This is a genomic window from Algibacter sp. (genome assembly GCF_029245835.1).
Lineage (GTDB): Bacteria > Bacteroidota > Bacteroidia > Flavobacteriales > Flavobacteriaceae > Algibacter_B.
The window spans coordinates 38,285-62,383 of sequence record NZ_JAQWOO010000070.1; the positions used below are offsets into that span (position 1 = coordinate 38,285).

Annotated in this window: 24 protein-coding genes; 4 read left to right on the top strand and 20 right to left on the bottom strand. The window is 31.0% G+C overall.

The window, feature by feature from the left end; genetic code table 11:
* Positions 1-104: 104 nt before the first annotated feature.
* The 19 genes from hisF to P8K68_RS11440 form a co-directional block, all read right to left on the bottom strand.
* On the bottom strand, positions 105-860 hold the full coding sequence (gene hisF, locus P8K68_RS11350) for an imidazole glycerol phosphate synthase subunit HisF (protein ID WP_300250961.1): 756 nt from the start codon (positions 858-860) through the stop codon (positions 105-107).
* Positions 860-1,594: a 1-(5-phosphoribosyl)-5-[(5-phosphoribosylamino)methylideneamino]imidazole-4-carboxamide isomerase gene (gene hisA, locus P8K68_RS11355; RefSeq protein WP_300250963.1), complete on the bottom strand. Its 735-nt coding sequence runs from the start codon at positions 1,592-1,594 to the stop codon at positions 860-862. The genes hisF and hisA overlap by 1 nt, the downstream gene beginning before the upstream one ends.
* A gap of 15 nt (positions 1,595-1,609) precedes the next feature.
* Positions 1,610-1,924 carry a GIY-YIG nuclease family protein gene (locus tag P8K68_RS11360; RefSeq protein WP_366143750.1) on the bottom strand — a complete coding sequence of 105 codons (315 nt, stop codon included), beginning with the start codon at positions 1,922-1,924 and terminating at the stop codon, positions 1,610-1,612.
* A gap of 37 nt (positions 1,925-1,961) precedes the next feature.
* A complete protein-coding gene (gene hisH, locus P8K68_RS11365) occupies positions 1,962-2,600 on the bottom strand; it encodes an imidazole glycerol phosphate synthase subunit HisH (protein WP_300250965.1) in 639 nt (212 codons plus the stop codon).
* A gap of 35 nt (positions 2,601-2,635) precedes the next feature.
* Entirely contained in the window at positions 2,636-3,772 is a 1,137-nt protein-coding gene (gene hisB / locus P8K68_RS11370) for a bifunctional histidinol-phosphatase/imidazoleglycerol-phosphate dehydratase HisB (protein ID WP_300250967.1), read from the bottom strand.
* 41 nt (positions 3,773-3,813) lie between these two features.
* The gene (locus P8K68_RS11375) at positions 3,814-4,080 is read right to left on the bottom strand and encodes a GIY-YIG nuclease family protein (RefSeq protein WP_300250969.1); all 267 of its coding nucleotides are present in this window, start codon (positions 4,078-4,080) and stop codon (positions 3,814-3,816) included.
* 58 nt (positions 4,081-4,138) lie between these two features.
* A complete protein-coding gene (gene hisC, locus P8K68_RS11380; RefSeq protein WP_300250971.1) occupies positions 4,139-5,185 on the bottom strand; it encodes a histidinol-phosphate transaminase in 1,047 nt (348 codons plus the stop codon).
* Positions 5,186-5,277: 92 nt separating this feature from the next.
* Entirely contained in the window at positions 5,278-6,564 is a 1,287-nt protein-coding gene (gene hisD, locus P8K68_RS11385; RefSeq protein ID WP_300250972.1) for a histidinol dehydrogenase, read from the bottom strand.
* 9 nt (positions 6,565-6,573) lie between these two features.
* Complete coding sequence (gene hisG, locus P8K68_RS11390; RefSeq protein WP_300250974.1) at positions 6,574-7,431, bottom strand: ATP phosphoribosyltransferase; 858 nt, start codon at positions 7,429-7,431, stop codon at positions 6,574-6,576.
* Between the two features lie 321 nt (positions 7,432-7,752).
* Positions 7,753-8,568, bottom strand: coding sequence for a prohibitin family protein (locus P8K68_RS11395; RefSeq protein ID WP_300250976.1), 816 nt, complete (start codon positions 8,566-8,568; stop codon positions 7,753-7,755).
* An 18-nt stretch (positions 8,569-8,586) separates the two neighbouring features.
* Positions 8,587-10,620: a VWA domain-containing protein gene (locus tag P8K68_RS11400; RefSeq protein ID WP_300250978.1), complete on the bottom strand. Its 2,034-nt coding sequence runs from the start codon at positions 10,618-10,620 to the stop codon at positions 8,587-8,589.
* An 82-nt stretch (positions 10,621-10,702) separates the two neighbouring features.
* Positions 10,703-11,449: a 3-oxoacyl-[acyl-carrier-protein] reductase gene (gene fabG / locus P8K68_RS11405; RefSeq protein WP_300250981.1), complete on the bottom strand. Its 747-nt coding sequence runs from the start codon at positions 11,447-11,449 to the stop codon at positions 10,703-10,705.
* A 117-nt stretch (positions 11,450-11,566) separates the two neighbouring features.
* On the bottom strand, positions 11,567-12,439 hold the full coding sequence (sucD, locus tag P8K68_RS11410) for a succinate--CoA ligase subunit alpha (protein WP_300250984.1): 873 nt from the start codon (positions 12,437-12,439) through the stop codon (positions 11,567-11,569).
* Between the two features lie 68 nt (positions 12,440-12,507).
* On the bottom strand, positions 12,508-13,440 hold the full coding sequence (locus P8K68_RS11415; RefSeq protein WP_300250987.1) for a UDP-3-O-(3-hydroxymyristoyl)glucosamine N-acyltransferase: 933 nt from the start codon (positions 13,438-13,440) through the stop codon (positions 12,508-12,510).
* Positions 13,441-13,511: 71 nt separating this feature from the next.
* Positions 13,512-14,078, bottom strand: a complete 567-nt coding sequence (efp, locus tag P8K68_RS11420) for an elongation factor P (RefSeq protein ID WP_300250989.1) — start codon at positions 14,076-14,078, stop codon at positions 13,512-13,514.
* A 50-nt stretch (positions 14,079-14,128) separates the two neighbouring features.
* Positions 14,129-14,914 carry an acyl-ACP--UDP-N-acetylglucosamine O-acyltransferase gene (lpxA, locus tag P8K68_RS11425; protein WP_300250991.1) on the bottom strand — a complete coding sequence of 262 codons (786 nt, stop codon included), beginning with the start codon at positions 14,912-14,914 and terminating at the stop codon, positions 14,129-14,131.
* Positions 14,915-14,916: 2 nt separating this feature from the next.
* The gene (locus P8K68_RS11430) at positions 14,917-16,323 is read right to left on the bottom strand and encodes a bifunctional UDP-3-O-[3-hydroxymyristoyl] N-acetylglucosamine deacetylase/3-hydroxyacyl-ACP dehydratase (protein ID WP_300250994.1); all 1,407 of its coding nucleotides are present in this window, start codon (positions 16,321-16,323) and stop codon (positions 14,917-14,919) included.
* Positions 16,324-16,326: 3 nt separating this feature from the next.
* Positions 16,327-17,337 carry a UDP-3-O-(3-hydroxymyristoyl)glucosamine N-acyltransferase gene (gene lpxD, locus P8K68_RS11435; protein WP_300250995.1) on the bottom strand — a complete coding sequence of 337 codons (1,011 nt, stop codon included), beginning with the start codon at positions 17,335-17,337 and terminating at the stop codon, positions 16,327-16,329.
* Positions 17,338-17,395: 58 nt separating this feature from the next.
* A complete protein-coding gene (locus tag P8K68_RS11440) occupies positions 17,396-18,616 on the bottom strand; it encodes an HD domain-containing protein (protein ID WP_300250997.1) in 1,221 nt (406 codons plus the stop codon).
* A gap of 40 nt (positions 18,617-18,656) precedes the next feature.
* Between P8K68_RS11440 and P8K68_RS11445 the strand changes: the two genes are divergently transcribed.
* The 4 genes from P8K68_RS11445 to P8K68_RS11460 all read left to right on the top strand — a co-directional run bounded on the left by P8K68_RS11445 (position 18,657) and on the right by P8K68_RS11460 (position 21,532).
* On the top strand, positions 18,657-20,210 hold the full coding sequence (locus P8K68_RS11445) for a bifunctional response regulator/alkaline phosphatase family protein (protein ID WP_300250999.1): 1,554 nt from the start codon (positions 18,657-18,659) through the stop codon (positions 20,208-20,210).
* Positions 20,211-20,302: 92 nt separating this feature from the next.
* Positions 20,303-20,713: a tRNA (adenosine(37)-N6)-threonylcarbamoyltransferase complex ATPase subunit type 1 TsaE gene (tsaE, locus tag P8K68_RS11450; protein WP_300251001.1), complete on the top strand. Its 411-nt coding sequence runs from the start codon at positions 20,303-20,305 to the stop codon at positions 20,711-20,713.
* Positions 20,714-20,904: 191 nt separating this feature from the next.
* Positions 20,905-21,048 carry a hypothetical protein gene (locus P8K68_RS11455; protein WP_300251003.1) on the top strand — a complete coding sequence of 48 codons (144 nt, stop codon included), beginning with the start codon at positions 20,905-20,907 and terminating at the stop codon, positions 21,046-21,048.
* Positions 20,990-21,532 carry a hypothetical protein gene (locus P8K68_RS11460; protein WP_300251004.1) on the top strand — a complete coding sequence of 181 codons (543 nt, stop codon included), beginning with the start codon at positions 20,990-20,992 and terminating at the stop codon, positions 21,530-21,532. Before P8K68_RS11455 ends, P8K68_RS11460 begins: the two co-directional genes overlap by 59 nt.
* 2 nt (positions 21,533-21,534) lie before the next feature.
* Here the strand turns inward: P8K68_RS11460 and P8K68_RS11465 are convergent, their stop codons facing one another.
* Positions 21,535-23,952 (bottom strand): outer membrane beta-barrel family protein, encoded by a 2,418-nt coding sequence (locus P8K68_RS11465; protein WP_300251006.1) that lies wholly within the window; start codon positions 23,950-23,952, stop codon positions 21,535-21,537.
* Positions 23,953-24,099 lie beyond the last annotated feature (147 nt).

Genomic DNA, 24,099 nt, shown 5'->3' on the forward strand with positions numbered 1-24,099 from the left:
TAATTACTTGTCATTGCGAATCACTTTTGAGTGATGTGGCAATCTGTTTAATCTTTTCTATTTTGTTAATGAGATTACTTCGTCGTTCCTCCTCGAAATGACAACTATAATCGCACTTCTATATTATTAGCTTTTAATTCTTTCTTTAAATCTGGAATAGGAATTTCACCAAAATGAAATACACTTGCCGCCAAAGCTGCATCAGACCTACCTTCTGTGAATGTATCAATAAAGTGTTGCACATTTCCGGCACCTCCAGATGCTATTATTGGAATATGTAATTCACTAGATAATTTGGCTAGTGCTTCATTAGCGAAGCCGTTTTTAGTCCCATCATGATTCATTGATGTAAATAGAATTTCGCCAGCACCGCGGTCTTGAACTTCTTTTGCCCATTCAAATAAATCAACATCTGTTGGAATACTTCCACCAGCTAAATGTACTTTCCATTGTCCATCAACTTCTTTCGCATCAATAGCAACAACAATACATTGACTTCCAAATTTATTTGACAATTCATTAATTAGCTCAGGTCTTTTTACTGCAGATGAATTAACAGAGACTTTGTCTGCACCACATTGCAATAAGGCATCCACATGTTCAACACTTGAAATACCGCCGCCTACTGTAAACGGAATGTTAACCTGTTCGGCAACATGCAGAACCATTTCTAAAGTGGTTCCACGACCTTCTAAAGTAGCTGAAATATCTAGAAACACCAATTCATCTGCGCCATAATCAGCATATTGTTTAGCGAGTTCTACTGGATCTCCTGCATCTCTTAAATCAACAAAATTGACACCTTTAACCGTACGTCCATTTTTTATATCTAAACAGGGTATAATTCTCTTTGTTAGCATTATACAAATTTTTCTAATTCGTGAAGACTTATTCTGTTTTCGTAAATCGCTTTTCCTATAATAACGCCTTCACAGCCTAATTCAATTAATCTTGGCAATTCATCGATATGAGAAATCCCACCCGACGCAATTAATTTTATAGATTGCCCTCTACTACTATTGGTGCAAGCTTCAATAATTTCTTTATACAAATCAAATGATGGTCCTTCTAGCATCCCATCCTTTGAAATATCGGTACAAATCACATACTGAATACCTTTCTTTTGATAGCCTTTTATAAATGGTATAACATCTTCTTTACTTTGTTCCATCCAACCACTTATAGACACTTTTCCAGCATCGCTATCTGCTCCTAAAATAATTTTGTTTCCACCATATTTAGAAATCCAACTTTCAAAAATATCAGGGTCTTTAACGGCAATACTACCTCCCGTTATTTGTTTAGCCCCCGAGTTAAAGGCTATATGCAAATCTTCATTTGTCTTTAACCCACCTCCAAAATCAATCTTTAATTTTGTTTTTGAAGCAATTTGCTCTAAAACCTTATAATTTACAATATGTTTTGCCTTAGCGCCATCTAAATCTACTAAATGCAAATACTCAATCCCTAAAGCCTCGAACATTTTTGCAACTTCTAAAGGATTCTCATTATACACTTTTTTAGTATCATAATCGCCTTTGGTCAAGCGAACACATTTTCCGTCGATGATATCTATGGCTGGTATTATTCTCATTGATTAACTTGTTAATCAACCCTGAATATATTTCAGGGTCTTATTTATATCTAATGTTTTTAAATTCGGATTGGTTTCTCTAATAAGATTCCATTTCCATGCTTTATGCCAATTTTTTAATTGTTTTTCTCTCTTCCTTGCTAAACTACTATTAATAAACTCTTCAAAATAAATTAATTCTGTTACATTGTATCTCTTTGTAAATAAAACTCCGACTCCTTTTTTATGTTTTTCTATTCTCGTTGTTAAATTATCTGAGTAGCCAATATATAATAGTGTTCTATTTTTATTTGATAGTATGTGGCAATAATAATTAAATAAGCTTATTATTCAAAATTATAGATTCTGAAACAAGTTCAGAATGGAATTAAAGTGCTAAAAAGTTTTTCAAAACTTTTTGCCCTTCAATTCCACTTTTTTCAGGGTGAAATTGAACACCGTAAAAATTTTCGTGTTGTAATGCAGATGCATAATTAATACCATAATCTGTTTTAGCTATAGTTTCTTGACAATGCTCAGCATAATAACTATGAACTAAATACATATATTCGTTTTCTTTGATGCCTTTAAATAAATTAGATTTTAAATCTTTAATAACGTTCCATCCCATTTGAGGCACTTTTACGTCATCAGAAAAACGTTTTACATGGGATTGAAAGATACCTAAACCTTTTGTATTTCCCTCTTCTGTTGATAAGCAAAGTAATTGCATGCCTAAACAAATCCCTAAAACGGGCTGTTTTAATTCTGGAATTAATTTATCTAAACCACTTTCTTTTAACATTTTCATAGCGGAACTTGCTTCACCTACTCCAGGAAAAATTATTTTATCAGCTGCTAAAATTTCTTCTGGATTGTTTGACAAAATAGCGTCAACGCCCAAACGCTTAAAAGCGAATTGAATGCTTTTAATATTTCCTGCTCCGTAATTTATAATTACTACTGAAGCCCCATCTAACGTCCCCGAAGGGGAAGAATTCTTACTCAAATCTTTAAAATCACTCATTATTTATTTTTAATTCCCCTTTGGGTTTAGGGGGCTTACAACATTCCTTTTGTGCTCGGTAAAAACATTTTATTAGAATCTCTTTTTACGGCCATTTTCATTGCTTTTGCAAAGGCTTTAAAAATCCCTTCTATTTTGTGGTGCTCGTTTACACCCTCTGCTTTTATATTTAAATTACATTTGGCTCCATCTGTAAACGATTTAAATAAGTGGTAAAACATTTCTGTTGGCATATCCCCTATTTTTTCACGTTTAAATTCAGCATCCCATTCTAACCAATTCCTTCCGCCAAAATCGACAGCGACTTGCGCCAAACAATCATCCATTGGCAAACAGAATCCGTAACGCTCTATCCCTAATTTATTCCCTAATGCTTTATTGAATAATTCTCCTAAAGCAATCATGGTATCTTCAATAGTGTGGTGTTCATCAACTTCTAAATCGCCATCAACTTTAATGGTTAAATCCATGGCTCCATGTCTACCAATCTGGTCTAACATGTGATCAAAAAATGACAATCCAGTATCAATATCATTCCTGCCAGAACCATCTAAATTTAATTTAATATAAATCTTAGTTTCATTGGTATTGCGCGTAATTTCTTGAACCCTATCTTCAAGTTTTAAAAACTCATAAATAGTGCTCCAATCTGTACTTGTTAGTGCAATACAATCAAGAATATCTTGTTTTGAGGTCTCAATTTCGTCAGCTCCAAGTTCTGATTCTTCAGACAAATAAATACCTTTAGCTCCTAAATTTTTAGCTAATTCCATATCGGTAATTCTATCACCTAAAACAAAAGAATTTGCTAAATCATAATCCTCAGAAAAGTATTGAGTTAATAGTCCTGTTCTCGGTTTTCGAGTTGGTGCATTTTCTGCTGGAAAGGTCTTATCTATATGAACTGCCGAAAAAACAACGCCTTCTTTAACAAAAGCAGCAATGATTTTATTTTGTGCTGGCCAAAACGTATCTTCAGGAAAAGAATCAGTACCTAATCCATCTTGGTTTGTAACCATAACTAATTCGTAATCTAGTTCATTAGCAATTTTAGCCATGTATTGAAACACTTTAGGGTAAAACTCTAACTTCTCTAAACTATCTAATTGATAATCTACAGGTGGTTCTAATACCAATGTGCCGTCGCGGTCTATAAATAATACTTTTTTCATATAACTTTAGTTATATGTCCTGAATTTACTTCAGGACCTTATTAATTTATGCTAATTGTTTCTAAATTAGGATTTGATTCTTTTATTAAATTCCATTTCCATTCTTTATGCCAATTCTTTAATTGCTTTTCTCTTGATTTAGCCATTTTTTTTTCTTCAAATCCCTCAAAATAAACTAAATCAATTGCATTATATCTTTTCGTAAACAACGATCCTAACCCTTTTTGATGTTGGTTAATTCTTTTCTTAACATCATCAGTATAACCAACACATAATACACTTCTATTTTTTTTGTTAGTATATAGCAATAATATTTTTCATTCATAATAGTAATTCATCTTCAATGAAAAAGTTCCTGAAACCAGTTCAGGATTTCGAAATTAATAAAAGCGTTTTTATTAATTTCTCATTCTCCTCAGATGTTCCAATTGTAAATCTTAAACAATTTTCACAACCAGGTTGTGTTGTTCTATTTCTAATAACAATGCCCTTTTCAATAAGTTGATTGTAACGTTTTGTAGCGTTATCAACTTTAGCTAACACAAAATTAGCATCAGATGGATATATTTTTGAAATATAATCTACAGACTCCAAGTTAGCAATTAACAAATCACGCTGTTTCAATATATCTGAAACTTGTTGTTGCGTCAATTTTTGTTGTTCAAGTTGAGAAATTGCTTTCTGTTGTGTTAACTCATTAACGTTATATGGCGGTTTAATACGATTTAAAACTGAAATAATTTCCTCGGAAGCATAACAAATCCCTAGTCGGATCCCAGCCATCCCATAAGCTTTTGAAAGTGTTTGCGTTACTATTAAATTTGGAAAATCATGTAACCTAGTTAACCAACTTTCTTTATTTGAAAAATCGATATATGCTTCATCAATAACAACAATTCCCTTAAATTTATTGACTAAACTTTCAATAGATTTAGCTTCAAAGCTATTAGCTGTTGGATTGTTAGGCGAACACAAAAACAACAATTTAGATTGACTATTTGCTGTATTTAAAATAGCATCGACTTTAGGTTGGAAATCATCATCTAGCTGAACACTTTTAATTTCAATAGCGTTTACATTAGCCAAAACACTATACATACCATATGTTGGAGGTAATGTGATAACATTATCTTGATTAGGTTCGCAAAAGGCTCTAAATATCAAATCTAAAACTTCATCGCTTCCATTGCCTAAAAGTATATTTTGTTCAGGAATCCCTTTAATTTTAGAAAGTAAAGATTTTACTGTTCTTTGTTGTGGATCAGGGTAACGATTAACGCCGTTTTCAAATGGATTTTCATTCGCATCTAAAAACACCATATCATCACTATTACCTTGAAATTCATCTCTTGCTGATGAATACGGTTTTAGCGCCTTAATAGTTGGTCTAATTAAATCTTGGATATTTATCATTTTTGTCACGCTGAATATATTTCAGTGTCTATATTTATGTGTCAAACTAACTACCCTTTGACTGCGCTCAGGATGACATCTTAGTTTGAATTTTATTTTTTTAAATCTTCTAATCTGATAGTTACCGCATTTTTATGTGCTTGTAATCCTTCTGCTTCTGCCATTAATTCAATAGTTTCTCCAATATTCAAAAGCCCTTCTTTTGATATTTTTTGAAACGTCATACTCTTCATAAAGCTATCTAAATTCACTCCAGAATATGCTTTTGAAAACCCATTAGTAGGTAACGTATGATTTGTTCCTGATGCATAATCTCCCGCACTTTCAGGCGTATAGTCACCTATAAAAACAGAACCAGCATTAGTTATGCCATCAACATATAAATCTTCATTCTTAACACAAATAATGAAATGCTCTGGTCCATATTCATTAATTAATTCAAGTGCTATTTCATCATTCTCGACATAAATTAGCTTTGAATTTGCTATCGCTTTTTTTGCAATCGCTTTACGCGGAAGAACCTCTAATTGTTTTTCTACTTCTGCTGAAACATCTTCAATCAAACCTTTTGATGTTGCTACCAAAATGACTTGACTATCAGTGCCATGTTCTGCTTGACTTAATAAATCTGAAGCCACATAAGACGCATTTGCTGTCTCATCTGCAACAACAAGTAACTCGCTTGGACCAGCAGGCATATCTATAGCCACCCCATGTTTTGTTGCTAATTGTTTCGCAACCGTTACAAACTGATTTCCCGGACCGAATATTTTATATACTTGAGGAATGGTTTCTGTACCAAAAGTTAATCCTGCAATCGCTTGAATTCCGCCTACTTTTATAATTTTTGTAACCCCACAAAGTTGCGCTGCAAATAAAATTTCAGGAGCTAATTCACCTTCTTTGTTTGGGGGTGAGCATAAAACTATTTCTTTACATCTTGCTATTTGTGCAGGAACAGCCAACATTAAAACTGTTGAAAATAAAGGCGCTGTCCCTCCAGGGATATATAGCCCTACTTTTTGAATGGGTCTTTTTTCCTGCCAACATTGAACACCAATTGTTGTTTCAATTTCAACTTTCGATGTTTTTTGTGCGTTATGAAATACTTCGATATTAGCTTTTGCTAATCTTATGGCTTCCTTGAGTTTATTTGGAACATTCTGAATAGCTTTTTTTATTTCATCAGAAGTAACGAGGTTAGAACCTAAAGAAATAGCATCAAACTTTTGAGTATATTTTTTTATAGCTGCATCGCCATTATTTGAAACCTCCTCAAAAATTTGAGTAACCATTGTTTCTATATCACCAACGGTTTGTGTAGGTCTTTTTAATATTTCAAACCAATCACTTTTATTTGGATTATTAATTATATTCATAACTAAAAATTAAAGCACCATTTTCTCAATTGGACAAACTAAAATACCTTGTGCTCCATTAGCCTTTAGTTCATCTATAACATTCCAAAACTCGTTTTTACTAATTACTGAGTGTACTGAACTCCAACCTTTTTCAGCTAATGGCAAAACCGTTGGACTTTTCATTCCAGGTAATACATTAATAATATCTTGAATTTTATCGTTTGGCGCATTTAATAAAACGTATTTTGAGTTTCTACCTTTTAAAACCGATTTAATTCTGAATTGAATGGTATCTAAAATAGTTTGCTTTTTATCATCTAAGATAGGAGAAACTGCCAAAACGGCTTCTGATTTTAAAATAGTATCAACCTCTTTCAGGTTGTTTTTAAATAAAGTACTTCCACTGGAAACAATATCGCAAATAGCATCTGCTAAACCTATATTTGGAGCTATTTCAACTGAACCGTTTATGATATGTAAATTAGCGTTTACGCCGTTTTCATCTAAATACATTTGCACCGTATTTGGATAGGATGTAGCAATACGCTTACCTTCTAAATCTTTAATGGTAGCATAATCATGTCCTTTTGGTACTGCAATACAAACACGACACGTTGAAAAACCTAATTTTTCAACAACATTTATACCTTCTCCTTTCTCAATCAAAACATTTTCTCCAATGATAGCTGCATCAACAACACCGTCTTTCAAATATTGTGGAATATCACCATTTCTTAAATAAAAGACTTCTAAAGGAAACCCCTTTGCCGAAGCTTTTAATTGATCTTTTCCATTATCAATAGAAATACCAATATCTTTTAACAATCTCATGGAGTCCTCGTTTAAACGACCCGATTTCTGTACTGCAATTCTTAATTTACTCATTATGTTGTTTTTATGAGTTTGAAACAATCTAGTTGGCATTAGAATTAAAAAACCCGCTTGATTGTCTCAAACGGGTTTAGAAATATATGTTGATTTTACTCAATACATTTTCACTTCGCTTGAGAGCAAATATGAAAATGATGATGTAATTGAATAAAAGTCATTTCTTTTTATTTGATGCAAATATCTATAATTTATATGATAAAATCCAAATTATAAATACAATTCTTAAAACAATTAAATATTATTAATATTTAGGCATCAAAAAATTAATAATTTTTAAAAGAACGTGTTAAATGCTGAATTATTTAGCTTCTTAGTTTATTGATTTCCAAGAATAATTGGCATACCGCTATCTCCTGAACCAATAACAATTATTTTACTATTTGGTGATTCTGAAAGTTTTACAGTAGCTTCAATACCTTTATCTTGAAGTATTTTATCTGTTAATGAGGCACTTAAAATTCTGTTTGATTGTGCTTTACCTTCGGCTTCAATAATTACTTTTTCAGCTTCTTTTGCGGCAGTAACTAATCTAAACTCATACTCTAAAGATTCTTGTTCTTGCTTTAATTTACGCTCAATGGCTTCCTTAATGGTTATTGGTAAAGTTACATCTCTAACTAGCACTTCGTTAAGTTGCACATATTGCTTGTCTAAAATCTTTTTAGTTTCTTCAAAAATTTCATCTTGGATAGCATCACGCTTACTAGAATACAATTGTTCTGGTGTATACCTACCTACAACACTTCTAGCCGCACTACGAATTGAAGGCATAATAACACGTTGTAAATAATTTTGACCTAGTGATTGGTGTAAATTACCTAAATCTTTATATACAGGCTCATACCACGCCGAAGCATCAATTTGAATTTCTAATCCATTTGAAGAAAGTACTTTCATTTTTTCAAAAAGCTCTTGTTGACGCACTTCGTAAATATAAACTTTGTTCCAAGGCGCCACAATATGAAACCCTTCGCCCATCGGCGGTTCATCTATAACAACACCATCTCCAAAGGTTTCAAAAAGCACTCCTGCTTCTCCAGAATCTATCGTTACTGCTGATTTTGCTAATACTACAACTAATATAATCGCCCCAATTATAAAAGGCAATGCTACTTTTGGTAATTTTTCCATTTTCTATTTTATTTTAATTTAAATTAATCCGTTATACTTTCTTAAAAACCATTCTAAACCTAAGCTTAAAGCTATTAAAGCGAGTAGAAATTTCCAATCTATCAAAGGTATGATATTTTTACTGCTTTTTTGAATAGGAACGAAACGATTATCATTTAATAAATCATCAATAACTGCCTCTGCTTTTTCAATAAAATAACTTGAACCTCTGCTGTTAGTAGCCAACTGTTGCAACTTTGTTACATCAGCGTTTAAAAATTGTTGTTCAACATTGTATTCTAAAATTTGAAAACTACCAGATTTCGAAAGATTTTCTTTGGAAGCTTTTACTGTGAAACTATATTCTGAAGGAGGCAAACTACTTAAATTAACCTGGTAATTATTGTTTTTTAAAATTAAAGGAAATGTTTTTTTTACCTTTGAATTAGTATCAGTTAAAGTTATATAAAGTGTTTCCCTAGTATCAAACACATAATTTTTATCAAAAAACTCTGCTTTAATAACTATACTACCACTACCATTATAAAACGATTCATAATCTAAATTCAACCTGCTTTTTTGTTTGTTTGAAGCTAAATATTGTATCAATTTTCCAATAAAATCATCAAAAGTATTAAATGATTTTTCGTTTAAATAACTTTGAGCTCGCCATTGCCAGATATGCTCTCCAAACAAAACAGCTTCTCTCCTACCATTAGTTTCAAACGTTGCTAAAAGTGTTTCGTTTGTTGAAACGCCTCTAACAGTTTTTTCTAAAATGGATTGAAAAGGGGTATTAAATTTAATGGTCCCGTAATTTGATAACAACGGTGGAAATGATTCAAAATTTATATCCTCAATAAAAAAGGGTGAATAATTTATATTTAATTCAGCTAGATAATACTCAGTTTGGTCTGTAATACTATGATAATAACTTGTAGTGGCTCGGTTTAAAAAACTTAAATCTGTTTTTGTTCCAACAATTACAAATTTATTTTTATTTTGTAATTCCAGGTTACTATACAGATTATTAAACTTATTATTTGGTTGATACAGTATAATTAATTGAAAATCATTAATTTGATTAATCGCTTCTTTAGTGTCTAATATGGAAACAGAACGCTGTTCATTACTCTCAATACTTTTTTTTAGAGCACCTAAATCTGGATGAGAAAAATCACTAACTATCGCAATTTTTGTTTTTTGATTAATAACTTCAACTGCAAAATTCTTAGAATTATTTATGATATTCTTTTCATTTTCTATAGGAACAAGGGTTGCTTTATAGTTACTAACTCCAACGCTATTAGCTGGCAAAGTGAAATTAATAACTTTAGAATTATTATTTTTTGAAAAGTCAATTGATTTGGAATATACTGTAGTGTTCCCGTTTTTAACTACAAACTTTGAGCTAACATTACGACTACCATTATAAACTAAAATAGCTTCAATTGGAAATCTGTTTTTTAAATAAGCATACTTATTAACATTAAATTGCTGTATTTTTAAATCTGTATACGTAATGGTATCTCCTAAAATTATTGGATAGATAGGCTGCTTGTAACTATTTGAAGAGAATTGATAATCATTACCATAGGTTTGATTTCCGTCTGAAATAAGTAACGTTGGTGATGTTGTTTGTTTGTATAATTGACTTAATTGTGTAAACGCCTTAGATATATTGGTTTGTTTTTCTGAAAACGACATAGAGTCTAATGACTTTAAGTTTTCTCCAAACGTGTAATAATCAATATTAAACTTATTTTGAATATCATTATTAGCTTTTATTTTATCAATAAACTTAAGTACACTTTCGTCTTGATTTAGATATTTTACTGAACTAGAATTATCAATAGCTAAAACCAAATTTGGTTTTTCAACGGATACTTTTATTTGATCAAAACTTGGATTAATTATTAATAGTAGCGTAGAGAAGAAAGTTAAGAATCTCAAAAAAGTAAAAAGTACGTTTAATTTAGATAGGCGTCGCTTTTTAGTAAAATACTGAAAAAGCGCTAAACCTAGCGCTATAATTCCAGCAAGTATGATGTATAATAAAGTTTCTGTTTGCATTTAAAACCTTTCGTTAAGCTTCGCTTGGTAGTTGCAATGAAAATATATTTTCATTTTAGTAATGCTCAAGGTGATGCATTAATTATGTTAGCATACCACCATCAACATTTAATGTTTGTCCCGTAATATATGCACTCATATCACTAGCTAAAAACACACAAACGTTAGCAATATCTTCTGGTGTTCCTCCTCTTTTTAAAGGGATTCCAGCACGCCATCCTTTTACAACTTCTTCATCTAATTTGGCGGTCATTTCAGTTTCTATAAACCCAGGTGCCACGACGTTACTTCTTATATTTCTTGAACCTAACTCTAAAGCTACAGATTTTGAAAAACCAATAATACCAGCTTTTGATGCGGCATAATTTGTTTGTCCTGCATTTCCTTTAACGCCCACTACAGAACTCATATTTATAATTGAACCTTTTCTTTGTTTTAACATTGTTCTTTGTACAGCTTTTGTCATGTTGAAAACAGACTTTAAATTCACTTCAATAACCGTATCAAAATCGGCTTCATTCATACGCATCAATAAATTATCCTTTGTAATTCCTGCATTATTGACAAGTACATCTATACTTCCAAATTCAGCTAAAACATCTTCCGCTAATTTTTGAGCTTCATCAAAACTTGCTGCATTACTCTTGTAACCTTTAGCTTTAATTCCTAAAGCGTTAAGTTCTTTCTCTAATTCATTTGCAGCTTCAACAGAAGAACTATAAGTAAATGCTACATTTGCGCCTTGTTCAGCAAAAACTTGTGCAATTCCTTTTCCAATTCCACGACTAGCACCAGTAATAATGGCTGTTTTACCTTCTAATAGTTTCATTTTTATGTTTAGTTAGTTATTAATATTCTTAGTATTTCAAATATAACAAATACAAATGGCTTCAAATAAAAAAACCTTACAAGATTTGTAAGGTTTAAATATCTATATTAAGGGTTATTAAGCTAAAACTTCAGCTATCTTTTTACCTATTTCTGCAGGTGAATCCACAACATGGATTCCACAAGCTTTCATTATTTTCTTTTTTGCTTGCGCTGTATCATCACTTCCACCGACTATGGCGCCAGCATGTCCCATTGTACGTCCTGCAGGAGCAGTTTCTCCAGCAATAAAGCCTACAACTGGTTTTTCACTTCCACTTGCTTTGTACCAATGTGCAGCATCAGCTTCTAACTGACCTCCAATTTCACCAATCATTACAACAGCTTCAGTTTCAGGGTCGTTAATTAATAACTCAACGGCTTCTTTAGTGGTCGTTCCAATAATTGGGTCACCACCAATTCCAATGGCTGTAGTAATACCCAAACCTTGTTTTACAACTTGATCAGCAGCTTCATAAGTTAAAGTTCCAGATTTTGAAACAATACCTACTTTTCCTTTTTTGAAAACAAAACCTGGCATAATACCAACTTTAGCTTCTCCTGGAGTAATAACACCTGGGCAGTTAGGACCAATTAATCTACATCCTTTATTTTTAATGTAACTTGATGCTGTAATCATATCAGCAACAGGAATCCCTTCTGTAATAGTTATAATTACTTTTATACCAGCATCAGCAGCTTCCATAATAGCATCGGCGGCAAATGCTGGCGGAACAAAAATAATAGTAGTATCAGCACCAACTTCTTCAACAGCTTCTTTAACGGTATTAAACACTGGTCTGTTTAAGTGTTTGCCACCTCCTTTTCCAGGTGTAACACCACCAACAACGTTAGTACCATATTCGATCATTTGTTCTGCATGAAATGTACCTTCACTTCCTGTAAAACCTTGAACTATTATTTTTGAATCTTTATTAACTAAAACACTCATATTTTTCTTGTTTGAATATTGTTGAACAAATGTAATTTTTTGTTCTTACATTTTTGTTTAAAATTATATTAATTTTTCAATTGTTTTAAAATATTTGGGATTTGTTTAATTGAAGCCATTTCTTTAAGTTTTGTGCGCACTTCTTGAATTGGTGTCCCCCAATAAACATAACCTCCTTCAATGGATTTTGTAACCCCAGACTGACCTTGAACTACAGCTTTCTTTCCAATGGTTATCCCACTTGTAGTACCTACTTGCCCCCATAAGGTAACTTCATCTTCAATAATAACGCACCCAGCAATACCTACTTGAGAAGCAATTAAACATTTTTTCCCAATAACAGTATCGTGACCTACTTGAATAAGATTATCTAATTTTGAACCTTCACCAATTATAGTGTCTCCAGAAACACCCCTATCGATTGTACAACCTGCACCAATATCGACGTGGTCTTTAATAACCACGCGTCCACCAGATTTTAATCTATCATAACCTTCTGGTCTGTTTTTATAATAAAAGGCATTTGCACCTAAAACAGTTCCTGAATGAATAGTAACATAGTTACCAATTACCGCATCATCATAAATGCTTACATTAGAATGAATAGTACAATGGTCACCAATAGTTACATTATGCCCTATAAAACAATTGGGTTGAATCACTGTATTTTTTCCAATTCTAGCTGAAGTTGAAATTGAGGCATTTGAAGCTAGAAAAGGCTTGAAATAATCTGTAAGTTTATTAAAATCATTAAATGGGTCATCACTAATAAGCAACGCTTTGCCTTTGGGACATTCTACTTCTTTGTTAATAAGAATGATGGTTGCGGCAGAATTTAAAGCTTTGTCATAGTACTTAGGATGATCTACAAAAACAATATCTCCTGATTCAACAACATGAATCTCGTTCATACCTAATACCTGAAAATCATCTACACCAATATATTTAGAGTCAATTAAGTCTGCTATTTGTTTTAAAGTATATGGCTTAGGAAACTTCATAATTCAGTCTTCATTATACCGTTTTTAGTTTTCAATTTATTAGTAAGTTCTGCCAACTGTAAACTGATTTTTTATTCTTTTACACGTTCTTTATAAGTCCCTTTTGCGGTTTCAATTTTAATTTTATCACCTTCATTTATAAATAACGGTACATTAACCTCTGCGCCTGTTTCCATTGTTGCTGGCTTTGTAGCATTAGTTGCAGTATTTCCTTTTACTCCTGGTTCCGTATGTGTAACCTCTAAAATAACACTAGCAGGTAAATCAACAGAAAGGGGCATATTATCTTCAGTGTTTATAAGTACGGTAACAACTTCGCCTTCCTTCATTAATTTTGGATTATCTAAAGCAGCTTCTAATAAGCGAATTTGAGTATAATCAGCTTCATTCATAAAATGATAAAACTCGCCATCATTATATAAATATTGAAACTTATGAGTCTCTACGCGAACATCCTCTAATTTATGTCCTGCAGAAAACGTATTATCTAATACTTTACCACTGGTTACACTTTTCATTTTTGTACGTACAAATGCAGGTCCTTTACCTGGTTTAACGTGTAAAAACTCTATTATTTTATAAATATCATTGTTGTAACGAATACATAATCCGTTTCTAATATCACTTGTTGTTGCCATATGTTTGTTGCTAAATTGTTTTTTATTTAGACGTTTATAAAAACTCTAAATTAATTTGATTTGAAATACCCTTTCATAATTCCTCTGTGAGAATTCTTTATAAATTGAAGAATTTCATCACGTTCCGGAGTCGCTTGCATTTCAGCTTCAATTATTTCTGCGGCTTGGGTATTATTATAATTTTTTTGATATAAGATTCTATATATATCCTGAATTTCTCTTATTTTTTCTGTTGAAAAACCTCTACGTCTTAGTCCTACAGAATTAATTCCAACATAAGAAAGTGGTTCTCGTGCCGCTTTTACAAACGGAGGAACATCTTTTCTTACTAAAGAACCTCCCGTAACAAAGGCATGATTTCCTATGGAGACGAATTGATGAACAGCCGTCATACCTGCTAAAACAACATAGTCGCCAACTGTTATATGACCTGCTAATGTACTATTATTAGAAAATATACAATTTTTACCTACAATACAATCATGAGCCACGTGGCAATAAGCCATAATTAAACAATTATCACCAATAACCGTTTTCATTCTATCTGTAGTACCTCTATTTATGGTAACACATTCTCTTATAGTAACGTTATCGCCAATTTCAACAGTAGTATCTTCATCATTATATTTTAAATCTTGTGGAACAGCAGAAATAACTGAACCAGGAAAAATATTGCAATTTTTACCAATTCGAGCACCTTCCATGATAGTAACATTACTACCAATCCAAGTACCTTCTCCAATTTTCACATTGTTATGAATGGTTGTAAACGGTTCTATAACAACATTTTTTGCGATTTTAGCGCCAGGATGCACGTAAGCTAGTGGTTGGTTCATAGTTATTTCACTTTTGAGATTTGAGCCATTAATTCAGCTTCAGCACATAATTTACCATTTGCATAGGCATACCCCTGCATATGGCAAATACCGCGACGTATTGGAGTGATTAACGAACAGTTAAATATTAAAGTATCACCAGGGCTTACTTTTTGTTTGAATTTAACCTTGTCCATTTTCATGAAAAATGTTAAGTAATTTTCAGGGTCTGGAACAGTATTTAAAACTAAAACACCACCTGTTTGCGCCATTGCTTCAACGATTAAAACTCCTGGCATTACTGGTTGCCCAGGAAAATGACCTTTAAAGAACTCCTCATTCATAGTCACATTTTTTGTAGCTATAACATGATTATCTGAAAGTTCAAAAACTTTATCAATTAAAAGAAACGGCTGTCTGTGCGGTAACATGTCCATAATTTGAACAACATCCATTAAAGGCGGTTGATTCAAATCGATATTTGGCACATTATTACGACGTTCATTCTTTATTATTTTAGATAGTTTTTTGGCAAATTGTGTATTTACAAAATGACCAGGTTTGTTAGCTATAACCTTACCTCTAATTCTTGTTCCTACAAGCGCTAAATCTCCTAAAACATCTAGTAATTTATGTCTTGCAGCTTCGTTAGGATGATGCAGGGTTAAATTATCTAAAATACCATTTGGTTTAACTGCAATAGAATCTTTTTTGAAAGCAACTTTAAGCTTTTCCATAGTTTCTGGAGATAATGCTTTATCTACATACACAATGGCATTATTCAAATCGCCTCCTTTTATCAAACCATTTTCTAATAACATTTCAATTTCATGTAAAAAACTGAATGTACGAGAATCTGAAATATCATTTTTAAAATCTGAAATTTGATTTAGAGTGGCATTTTGTGTGCCTAAAACTTTAGTGCCAAAATCTACCATGGTAGTAATTTGGTACTCTTTAGAAGGCATAACAAGAATTTCGCTTCCAGATTCTTCATCTACATAAGAGACAATATCTGTAATAACAAATTCTTCTCTAAAAGCATCAAGTTCTATAACCCCAGCTTTTTCAATCGCTTCAACAAAAAACTTTGAAGAACCATCCATTATTGGTGGTTCAGAAGCATTTAATTCTATAATGGCATTATCGACATCTAATCCTACCAGAGCAGCTAAAACATGTTCTGAGGTTTGGATAGTTACTCCGTTTTTTTCTAAACAAGTACCACGCTGTGTATTGGTTACATAATTGGCATCTGCCTCAATAACTGGTTCACCTTCTAAGTCTACTCTTTTAAAAGAGAAACCAGAATTAGCAGAAGCAGGTTTAAAGGTTAAGGTGACATCTTTACCAGTATGCAAACCTACTCCTGTTAAAGAAATTTCATCTTTAATAGTTTTTTGTTTTATCTCAGTATTAATTATTCCCATGAATTACTTTTCTAAATCATTTATATTTTTGACAATAGTTGGTAAGTTTTTAAAATGCACATAAGACTTATTGTAATCACTTAGTTTTATAGCTGGAGAACCTTGCAGAACCTCACCATCTTTAACATTTCTACCTATACCAGATTGTGCTTGTATTCTAACATTATTTCCTATAGTAATATGTCCAGCAACACCAACCTGCCCACCTATTTGGCAATTTTCACCAATTTTAGTAGAACCAGCTACACCGGTTTGAGCAGCTATAACCGTATTTTTTCCAATTTCTACGTTATGTGCTATTTGTATTTGATTATCAAGCTTTACACCAGCTCTTATAATTGTTGAACCTAGGGTAGCTCTATCTATAGTAGTTGCTGCTCCAACATCTACAAAATCTTCTATAATAACGTTACCAATTTGTGGAATTTTTCTGTAACTGCCATCATCATTAGGTGCGAAACCAAAACCATCTGCTCCTATAATAGCTCCTGCGTTAATAACACAATTTTTACCAATTATAGTTTCAGAATAAATTTTAGCACCAGAAAAAATTATAGTGTTATCATCGATAGCAACGTTATCGCCTATGTAAGCGTTTGGAAATATTTTAACATTATCACCCATTACAACATTATCTCCTATGTAGCTAAATGCACCTATATAAATATTATCACCATATTTTGCAGAATCAGAAATAAATGAAGGTTGTTCTACACCAATTTTATTAAGTTTAACTGAATTGTAATATTCTAGTATTTTAGAAAATGCTAAGTAAGCATCTTCTACCTTGATTAGAGTTGTGTTTAAAAAATGTTCTGGCTCAAAGGTTTTATTTACAATTGTTATGGAAGCTTTTGTTTTGTATATATGAGGTGTGTACTTTGGGTTTGCTAAAAAAGTTAAAGCACCTTCAAAGCCTTCTTCAATTTTAGAAAGTTTCGAAACTTCAACATCAGGGTTTCCTTCCACATCACCTTCTAATATTCCTGCTATTTGTTGTGCTGTAAATTTCACACTTTTGAAAGTTTGATGTTGTTTTTTCTTTAGTTCACGCAAAAATAGGAAAAATGTGTTAAAGTTTAGCCTTAGGGTAACATATATAATATTTAGTTACTGGTTTTGATAATGCTTTAAGGTTTAATTGATCTGAAGCTTTGACTATATCCTCAATTTTTCCAGATTTATGTAAAATATTAATTCTTTTGGTCTCTAATTGGTAAGCTTGATTTGAAATACTACCGGTAAACACAAAATATTTTGCTTCATCTTCTGAAATATTATAGTTTTCGATAACAGCTTCAATGTGTTTTTTTAAACTATTTTCTTTTATGAGTTTATTTTTTATTTTGATTTTAAGTAAGTTTCTATTGATTATCATGCTACTTAAATTACTAAGCACAAAATCATTATAATATTGCCATGTTTTCATTGCAGATATAATATCATAATCATCTAGCTGCGAAAACACTTCTAGTGTTTCAATACTAAAGTTTTCAATTGATATTTTATTATTTAGAAAGAATAATAACGCATTACTTGCCTGTAGTTTATGACCTAAATCATGTAACTCCTTTGCCCTTTGTAATACTCTAATTAGCAATTGTTCTGCAACCAAACCTGTTTTATGCAAATACACTTGCCAATACATTAAGCGTCTTGCTATAATAAATTTTTCGACGCTATAAATTCCTTTTTCTTCAATAACTAAAGCATCATCAACTACATTAAGCATGGTTATTAAACGTTCACTATTAATATTACCTTCAGCAACACCTGTATAAAAACTATCACGCTTTAAATAATCGGCTCTATCCATATCCAATTGTCCAGAAACTAGCTGACACATAAACTTTCTTGGATATTCGGATTTAAATATTTGGATAGCAAGCGTTAAACTTCCGTTAAATTCTTCATTTAAACGCTCCATAAATAACAGTGAAATTTCCTCATGAGATACGTTATTAACTATAGAATGTTCCATGGCATGAGAGAATGGACCATGGCCAATATCATGCAATAAAATAGCAATATAAAGACCAGTTTCTTCTTCTTCAGAAATGGTAACTCCTTTAAAACGAAGCACATTAACCGTTTGCTGCATTAAATGCACACACCCTATAGCATGATGAAATCTGGTATGATGCGCCCCTGGATATACTAAATAAGACATCCCCATTTGGGTAATTCTTCGAAGGCGTTGAAAGTATTTGTGCTGTATTAAATCAAAAATAAGCGAGTTGGGAATTGTAATAAATCCGTAAATTGGGTCGTTTAATATTTTAAGTTTGTTCAAACTTTAACTTTTTACATTTAATTTTTACAAATATAACTATATGGCTATAATAAAAATACTTTGGGTTGATGATGAAATTGATTTGCTAAAACCTCATATTTTGTTTCTTGAGAAGAAAAATTATCAAGTCACAACTTGCAATAGTGGTACGGAAGCTATTGATATTATAGATGAAGAAAATTTTGATATTGTTTTTTTAGATGAAAATATGCCTGGTTTATCAGGATTAGAAACATTACATGAAATTAAAGAAAAAAAAGACAGCCTTCCTGTAGTGATGATTACAAAAAGTGAGGAGGAATATATCATGGAAGAAGCTATTGGTAATAAAATAGCTGATTATTTAATTAAGCCTGTAAACCCTAACCAAATACTTTTAAGTTTAAAAAAGAATTTAGACCATTCCAGATTAATTTCAGAAAAAACAACTTCAAATTACCAACAAGAGTTTAGAAAAATTGCTATGGATTTAGCCATGGTAAATAGTTATGAGGAATGGGTACAATTATTTCAAAAATTAATTTATTGGGAGATTCAATTAGAGGACATTGAGGATGTTGGTATGTTTGAGATTTTGGAATCACAAAAAAATGAAGCAAACATTCAGTTTGGAAAGTTTATTGAAAAAAATTATACCGATTGGTTTAAGCCACATACGGATGCACCCGTAATGTCTCATACATTGTTTAAAGAAAAAATTGTTCCAGAGATAAGTAAAGAACAACCCACAGTTTTAATTGTTATTGATAATTTACGTTACGACCAATGGAAAGTCTTTGAACCCATTATTAATAATTACTACAAGAAAGATAAAGAAGAGGCTTTTTTCAGCATTCTTCCTACCGCAACACAATATGCACGTAATGCTATTTTTTCTGGTTTAATGCCTAGTGATATGGAAAAGTTATTTCCACAATATTGGAAAAATGATACGGATGAAGGTGGTAAAAACCTGCATGAAGCTGATTTTTTAGAAACACAATTAAAAAGATTAGGCTTATCTAATCTTAGTTATGAGTATCATAAAATAACTAATTTAAAAAATGGAAAAAAACTAGCTGATAATTTTAAATCTCTAAAAGACAATGATTTATCGGTTATCGTTTATAATTTTGTAGACATGCTATCCCATTCAAAAACCGAAATGGAAGTGGTTAAAGAGTTAGCATCAAACGATAAAGCATACAGATCGTTGGCCCTTAGTTGGTTTAAAAACTCGCCACTTCTTGACATGATTCAGCAAGCCCAACAATTAGGTTTCAAATTAATATTAACAACAGATCATGGAACTATAAATGTGAAAAATCCATCAAAAGTTATTGGAGATCGGGATACCAGTTTAAATTTAAGATACAAAACAGGGCGAAGTTTAACATATAATGACAAAGATGTACTCGCTACAAAAAACCCAAAAGAGTTGCACCTGCCTACTATTAACATGAGTAGCTCTTATATTTTTGCTAAAAGTGATTTATTTTTCGCTTACCCAAATAACTACAACCATTATGTTAGTTATTACAGAAATACCTATCAACATGGCGGGGTTTCCCTTGAAGAAATGATAATTCCTTTCGTTGTTTTCAACCCCAAGTAATTCCATAAAAAGCAAAAATCATCGATGAAATACATTTTTTCTTAGGTTTTTAGAATTTAAATTATTAATATTGTCATTAAATTATATTTCAATTGGAAATTTGTTATGGAATTAATGAGGTTGAATATGTTTCAAAACAACTCATTAAGAATTTAAAAACAAAAACACTTCTGTTTTATGGAGATATGGGTGTTGGTAAAACAACACTAATAAAAACGCTTGTTAAATCTCTAGGAAGTGATGATGATGTTAGTAGTCCAACATTTTCAATTGTAAATGAATATGAATTAAAAGGTGAAAAAATTTATCATTTTGATTTGTATAGAATAAATAATATTGAAGAACTATACAATTTTGGAATTGAAGATTATCTAGATTCTGAGCATTGGAAATTAATTGAATGGCCAGAAAAAATTGAATCAATTTTAGATGATGATTATGACAAAATTGAGATAAAATTAGACCAAAAAAACAACCGAATTTTAAGTTTAAATAAAACATAAAAAACCAATAACCTGCAAGCTAATGACGCATAAATAACATAATTCGCTTCCACTTTTTGAAGTTTTACGGAAAACCCACAACGTAAATATGCAAAATTATTGTTTTTAACATAATTTTAACATTTATCGATAAACTTCAGGATACTCTTTATATACTTTTGAGGTATTAATTAATTTAAATCCCTTATAATATGAAGACTAAAAAGTATTTAATTGCAATTGCAATTTTCGGAGGTGTGTTGTTTATGGCGCAAGCTGCTAACACTTACAATGTTGATGCACAAGACACAGCAAAAATCGAAAGAAGTAAAATTAGGCTTGCTCCCAGAGGATAAAAGAAGCTTAGTAATAGGTACAGTTGTAGGTACATTAATCGCTATAACTCCGTACTTGTTTTATTTATATGAAAGTGTTCCAGATATACAAATTTGGGACACTTTTTTATTTACTTTTAATAGTAATTTCTATCAAAGTGCTAAGACCGCTATTTGGATTTTAACAGGTAAATTAATTCCTGTTTACTTATTATTTATTTGGTTTTTTACCTGCAGACATTGGTGGTATCATGTACTATTAGTGCCTATTGCCATGTACATATTTCAAATTATGAATATATTAAATGATGATATATCATATGTTGATGAGTTACAGATGATCTATTTAATACCCGTTATGGCTATTGTGATTCCTTCTATATATTTAATTAGAGCTAGAATTTTCAATAAAATTAATGATGCCAATAAATCTTTAGAAGAATTAGAAGAAGAATTTAAAATATCACCAAAAAACTTTTGGGGTAAGGTCAAAGAATATTTTTAAAACTATTCTAGTCTATCACGTTCGTTAAGTTCTATTTCCTTTTTATTAGTAGTTAATCTAAAGTTTCCAAACTTATAATTAAACCCAAAAGTAAGCAGTCTATTTTCTATTCTTGAATTAAGAAACAGATCTTGGTTTAAATATTTAGTGGTTTGTCTAAAATTTAATTTATTAAAAATATCTACAACTCCTAAATTAATAGACGCTCTATTATTCCATAATGATTTTCTGAAACTTATATCAAAACTAGATTTTTCACTATAATTAGAAGCGTCTTCAACAAAAGGCGATATATACAAATACGATATTTCAGCAGTTAAACTTTTATCTTTTAATAATGACAAATAATTATTTATTTGTCCATATACACTCCATTGCTTTGTATTAAGCAATTGATTACCACTTTCTATAGCAAAAAACTGGTTATCATAATAATAAACAGAAGATAGAACATATAAATACCAATTATCAAGAATTGGCGTATAGGTTGTAAAATCCAAACCATAAGTAATACTTCTATCAATATTAGTATTAATTATTTTTAATAACTTTTCATCATTGTCTTGAAATACTATTTGAACAGCTGGATCGCTTTCATAACGGTAATAAGCCTCAAAAGTATATTTTTGGTTAAATGTATAACCTAATGTAAAAACATCATCTATTTGAGGTTTTAAACCCGGGTCTCCTGTTATATAAGAATTGTCATTTAAAAAATACTTAAATGGGTTTAATTGACTATATCTAGGTCTGAAAATTCTTTTCTGATAATTAAAATAAACTTCATTTTTATCATTTAAAGCATGTAATATATGGAGTGATGGAAAAAACTTTATATAATCTGAATTGTTTACAGAATTATTTGATTCAGAGGTTCCTTTAATATCTGTTAATTCTGTTCTTAAACCCAATTTCAAACTCCATGAATCCCAATCTTTTGAATAACTAGAATATGCAGCATAATTAATTTCATCATACAAAAACGAATCAGAATTTTGTAAATCTTGCTCCCTAATGTCGTTTTCAAAATTATACTGAGTTAAAATATTTTCAGAGTTTATATTAGATATTTTTGCTCCTGCTTCAAATAATTCAGAATTATTTATTGGTAATTCATAGTCTATTTGCCCAGTATATAATTTTATCTCTTGACTTGAAAACGTTTGAAATCGATTGTTTCTAATTAACGATTTGTCAGGAAACAAATAATCTGTATCTACATTTTGAAAACTAGAAAAATCATAATTAGTATGATGCAAACTTATTAAAAGCTTCTCTCCCTCTTTTCTAAATTTATGCATATAGTCTAGAGTAAAAGCAAGATTAAAGGCCTCGTCAACTTTTTGGTTATCTGTTATAAATGTAGAATCCAAAACTTTATTATTGCTAAAAACATCTGTTTTAGAATTCACATCATTTTGAGTATTAGCCCTTGGAGATATAAGCATACTTGTTGAAAACCCCAAACTATTATTTCCATTTAACGCATAATCAATATTTGCATTTATATTTTGATTTGCCGTTTCACGAGTTCTTTTAAAATCTGTTTCCCAACTGGATGTTACTTGATTGTTATCTATAAAATTAACAAACTCATCATTATCACGAAAATCTTTTCTTGGGCTTATACTATAATTTAAATAGGTATTAAGCTTTTTAGCTTTAAAAAAATGACTTGTACCAAAAGCATATTTTGGAAATTGACTGCCTTGTTTATAATTTCCAAAAACACTTCCATTATAACCAGCAATAATATTTTTACTTGTAGTAATATTTATTACTGAACCGCCTTCGGCTTCATATTTTGCTGGAGGATTTGTAATGACTTCAATTGATTTTATATTACTCGCTGATGTCCCTTCTAGAAGTTGTTGTATCTCATTTGAAGATAAATGTACTCGTCTATCATTAATATAAATGACAGGTTCAGATAGTTTTACAGTAATTTTATCATTATTTACAAAAACACCAGGGGTATGTTTTAAAACATCCAAAACATTACTATTAGAAAGGGTTGTGTTTTCAACATTAAAAACTAGTCGATCAACCATTCTTTTTACAGTTGGTCGTTTTGCTATTACTGTTACGCCATCAAGTTCTTGCAAACGTTCTTTAAGTATTACTAATCCTAAATCAGTATGATCAATAAGTTTTATTTCTTTTAAAAAATCTTCAAAGCCTAAAAAGGTTATTTTAATATTGTAATCTCCTTTTTCAATATTATCAATTTTAAAAAAACCTGCTTCATTGGTTGTTGAACCTTTAATATCTTCTGGGTTTTCTTTATTTATTAATATAACATTGGCATATGCTATAGCTTTATTAGTTGTATCATTTACACTTCCGCTTATTGTATAATGTTGAGAGAAACAAAAAGATGTAAATAAAAAAGTTAAAAAAAATATTGGTTTTGTATACATGTAGCAACTTATAATACAAACTTATAATAATTAATTTAAACCATTTTGAGGCAAACCCGTAAAAAATTTTAATATCTTTCTTACATGAAAAATAAAGCCCTTTCGATTTATATGTAATTACTAAGAATAGAATTATTATTTTTAAGT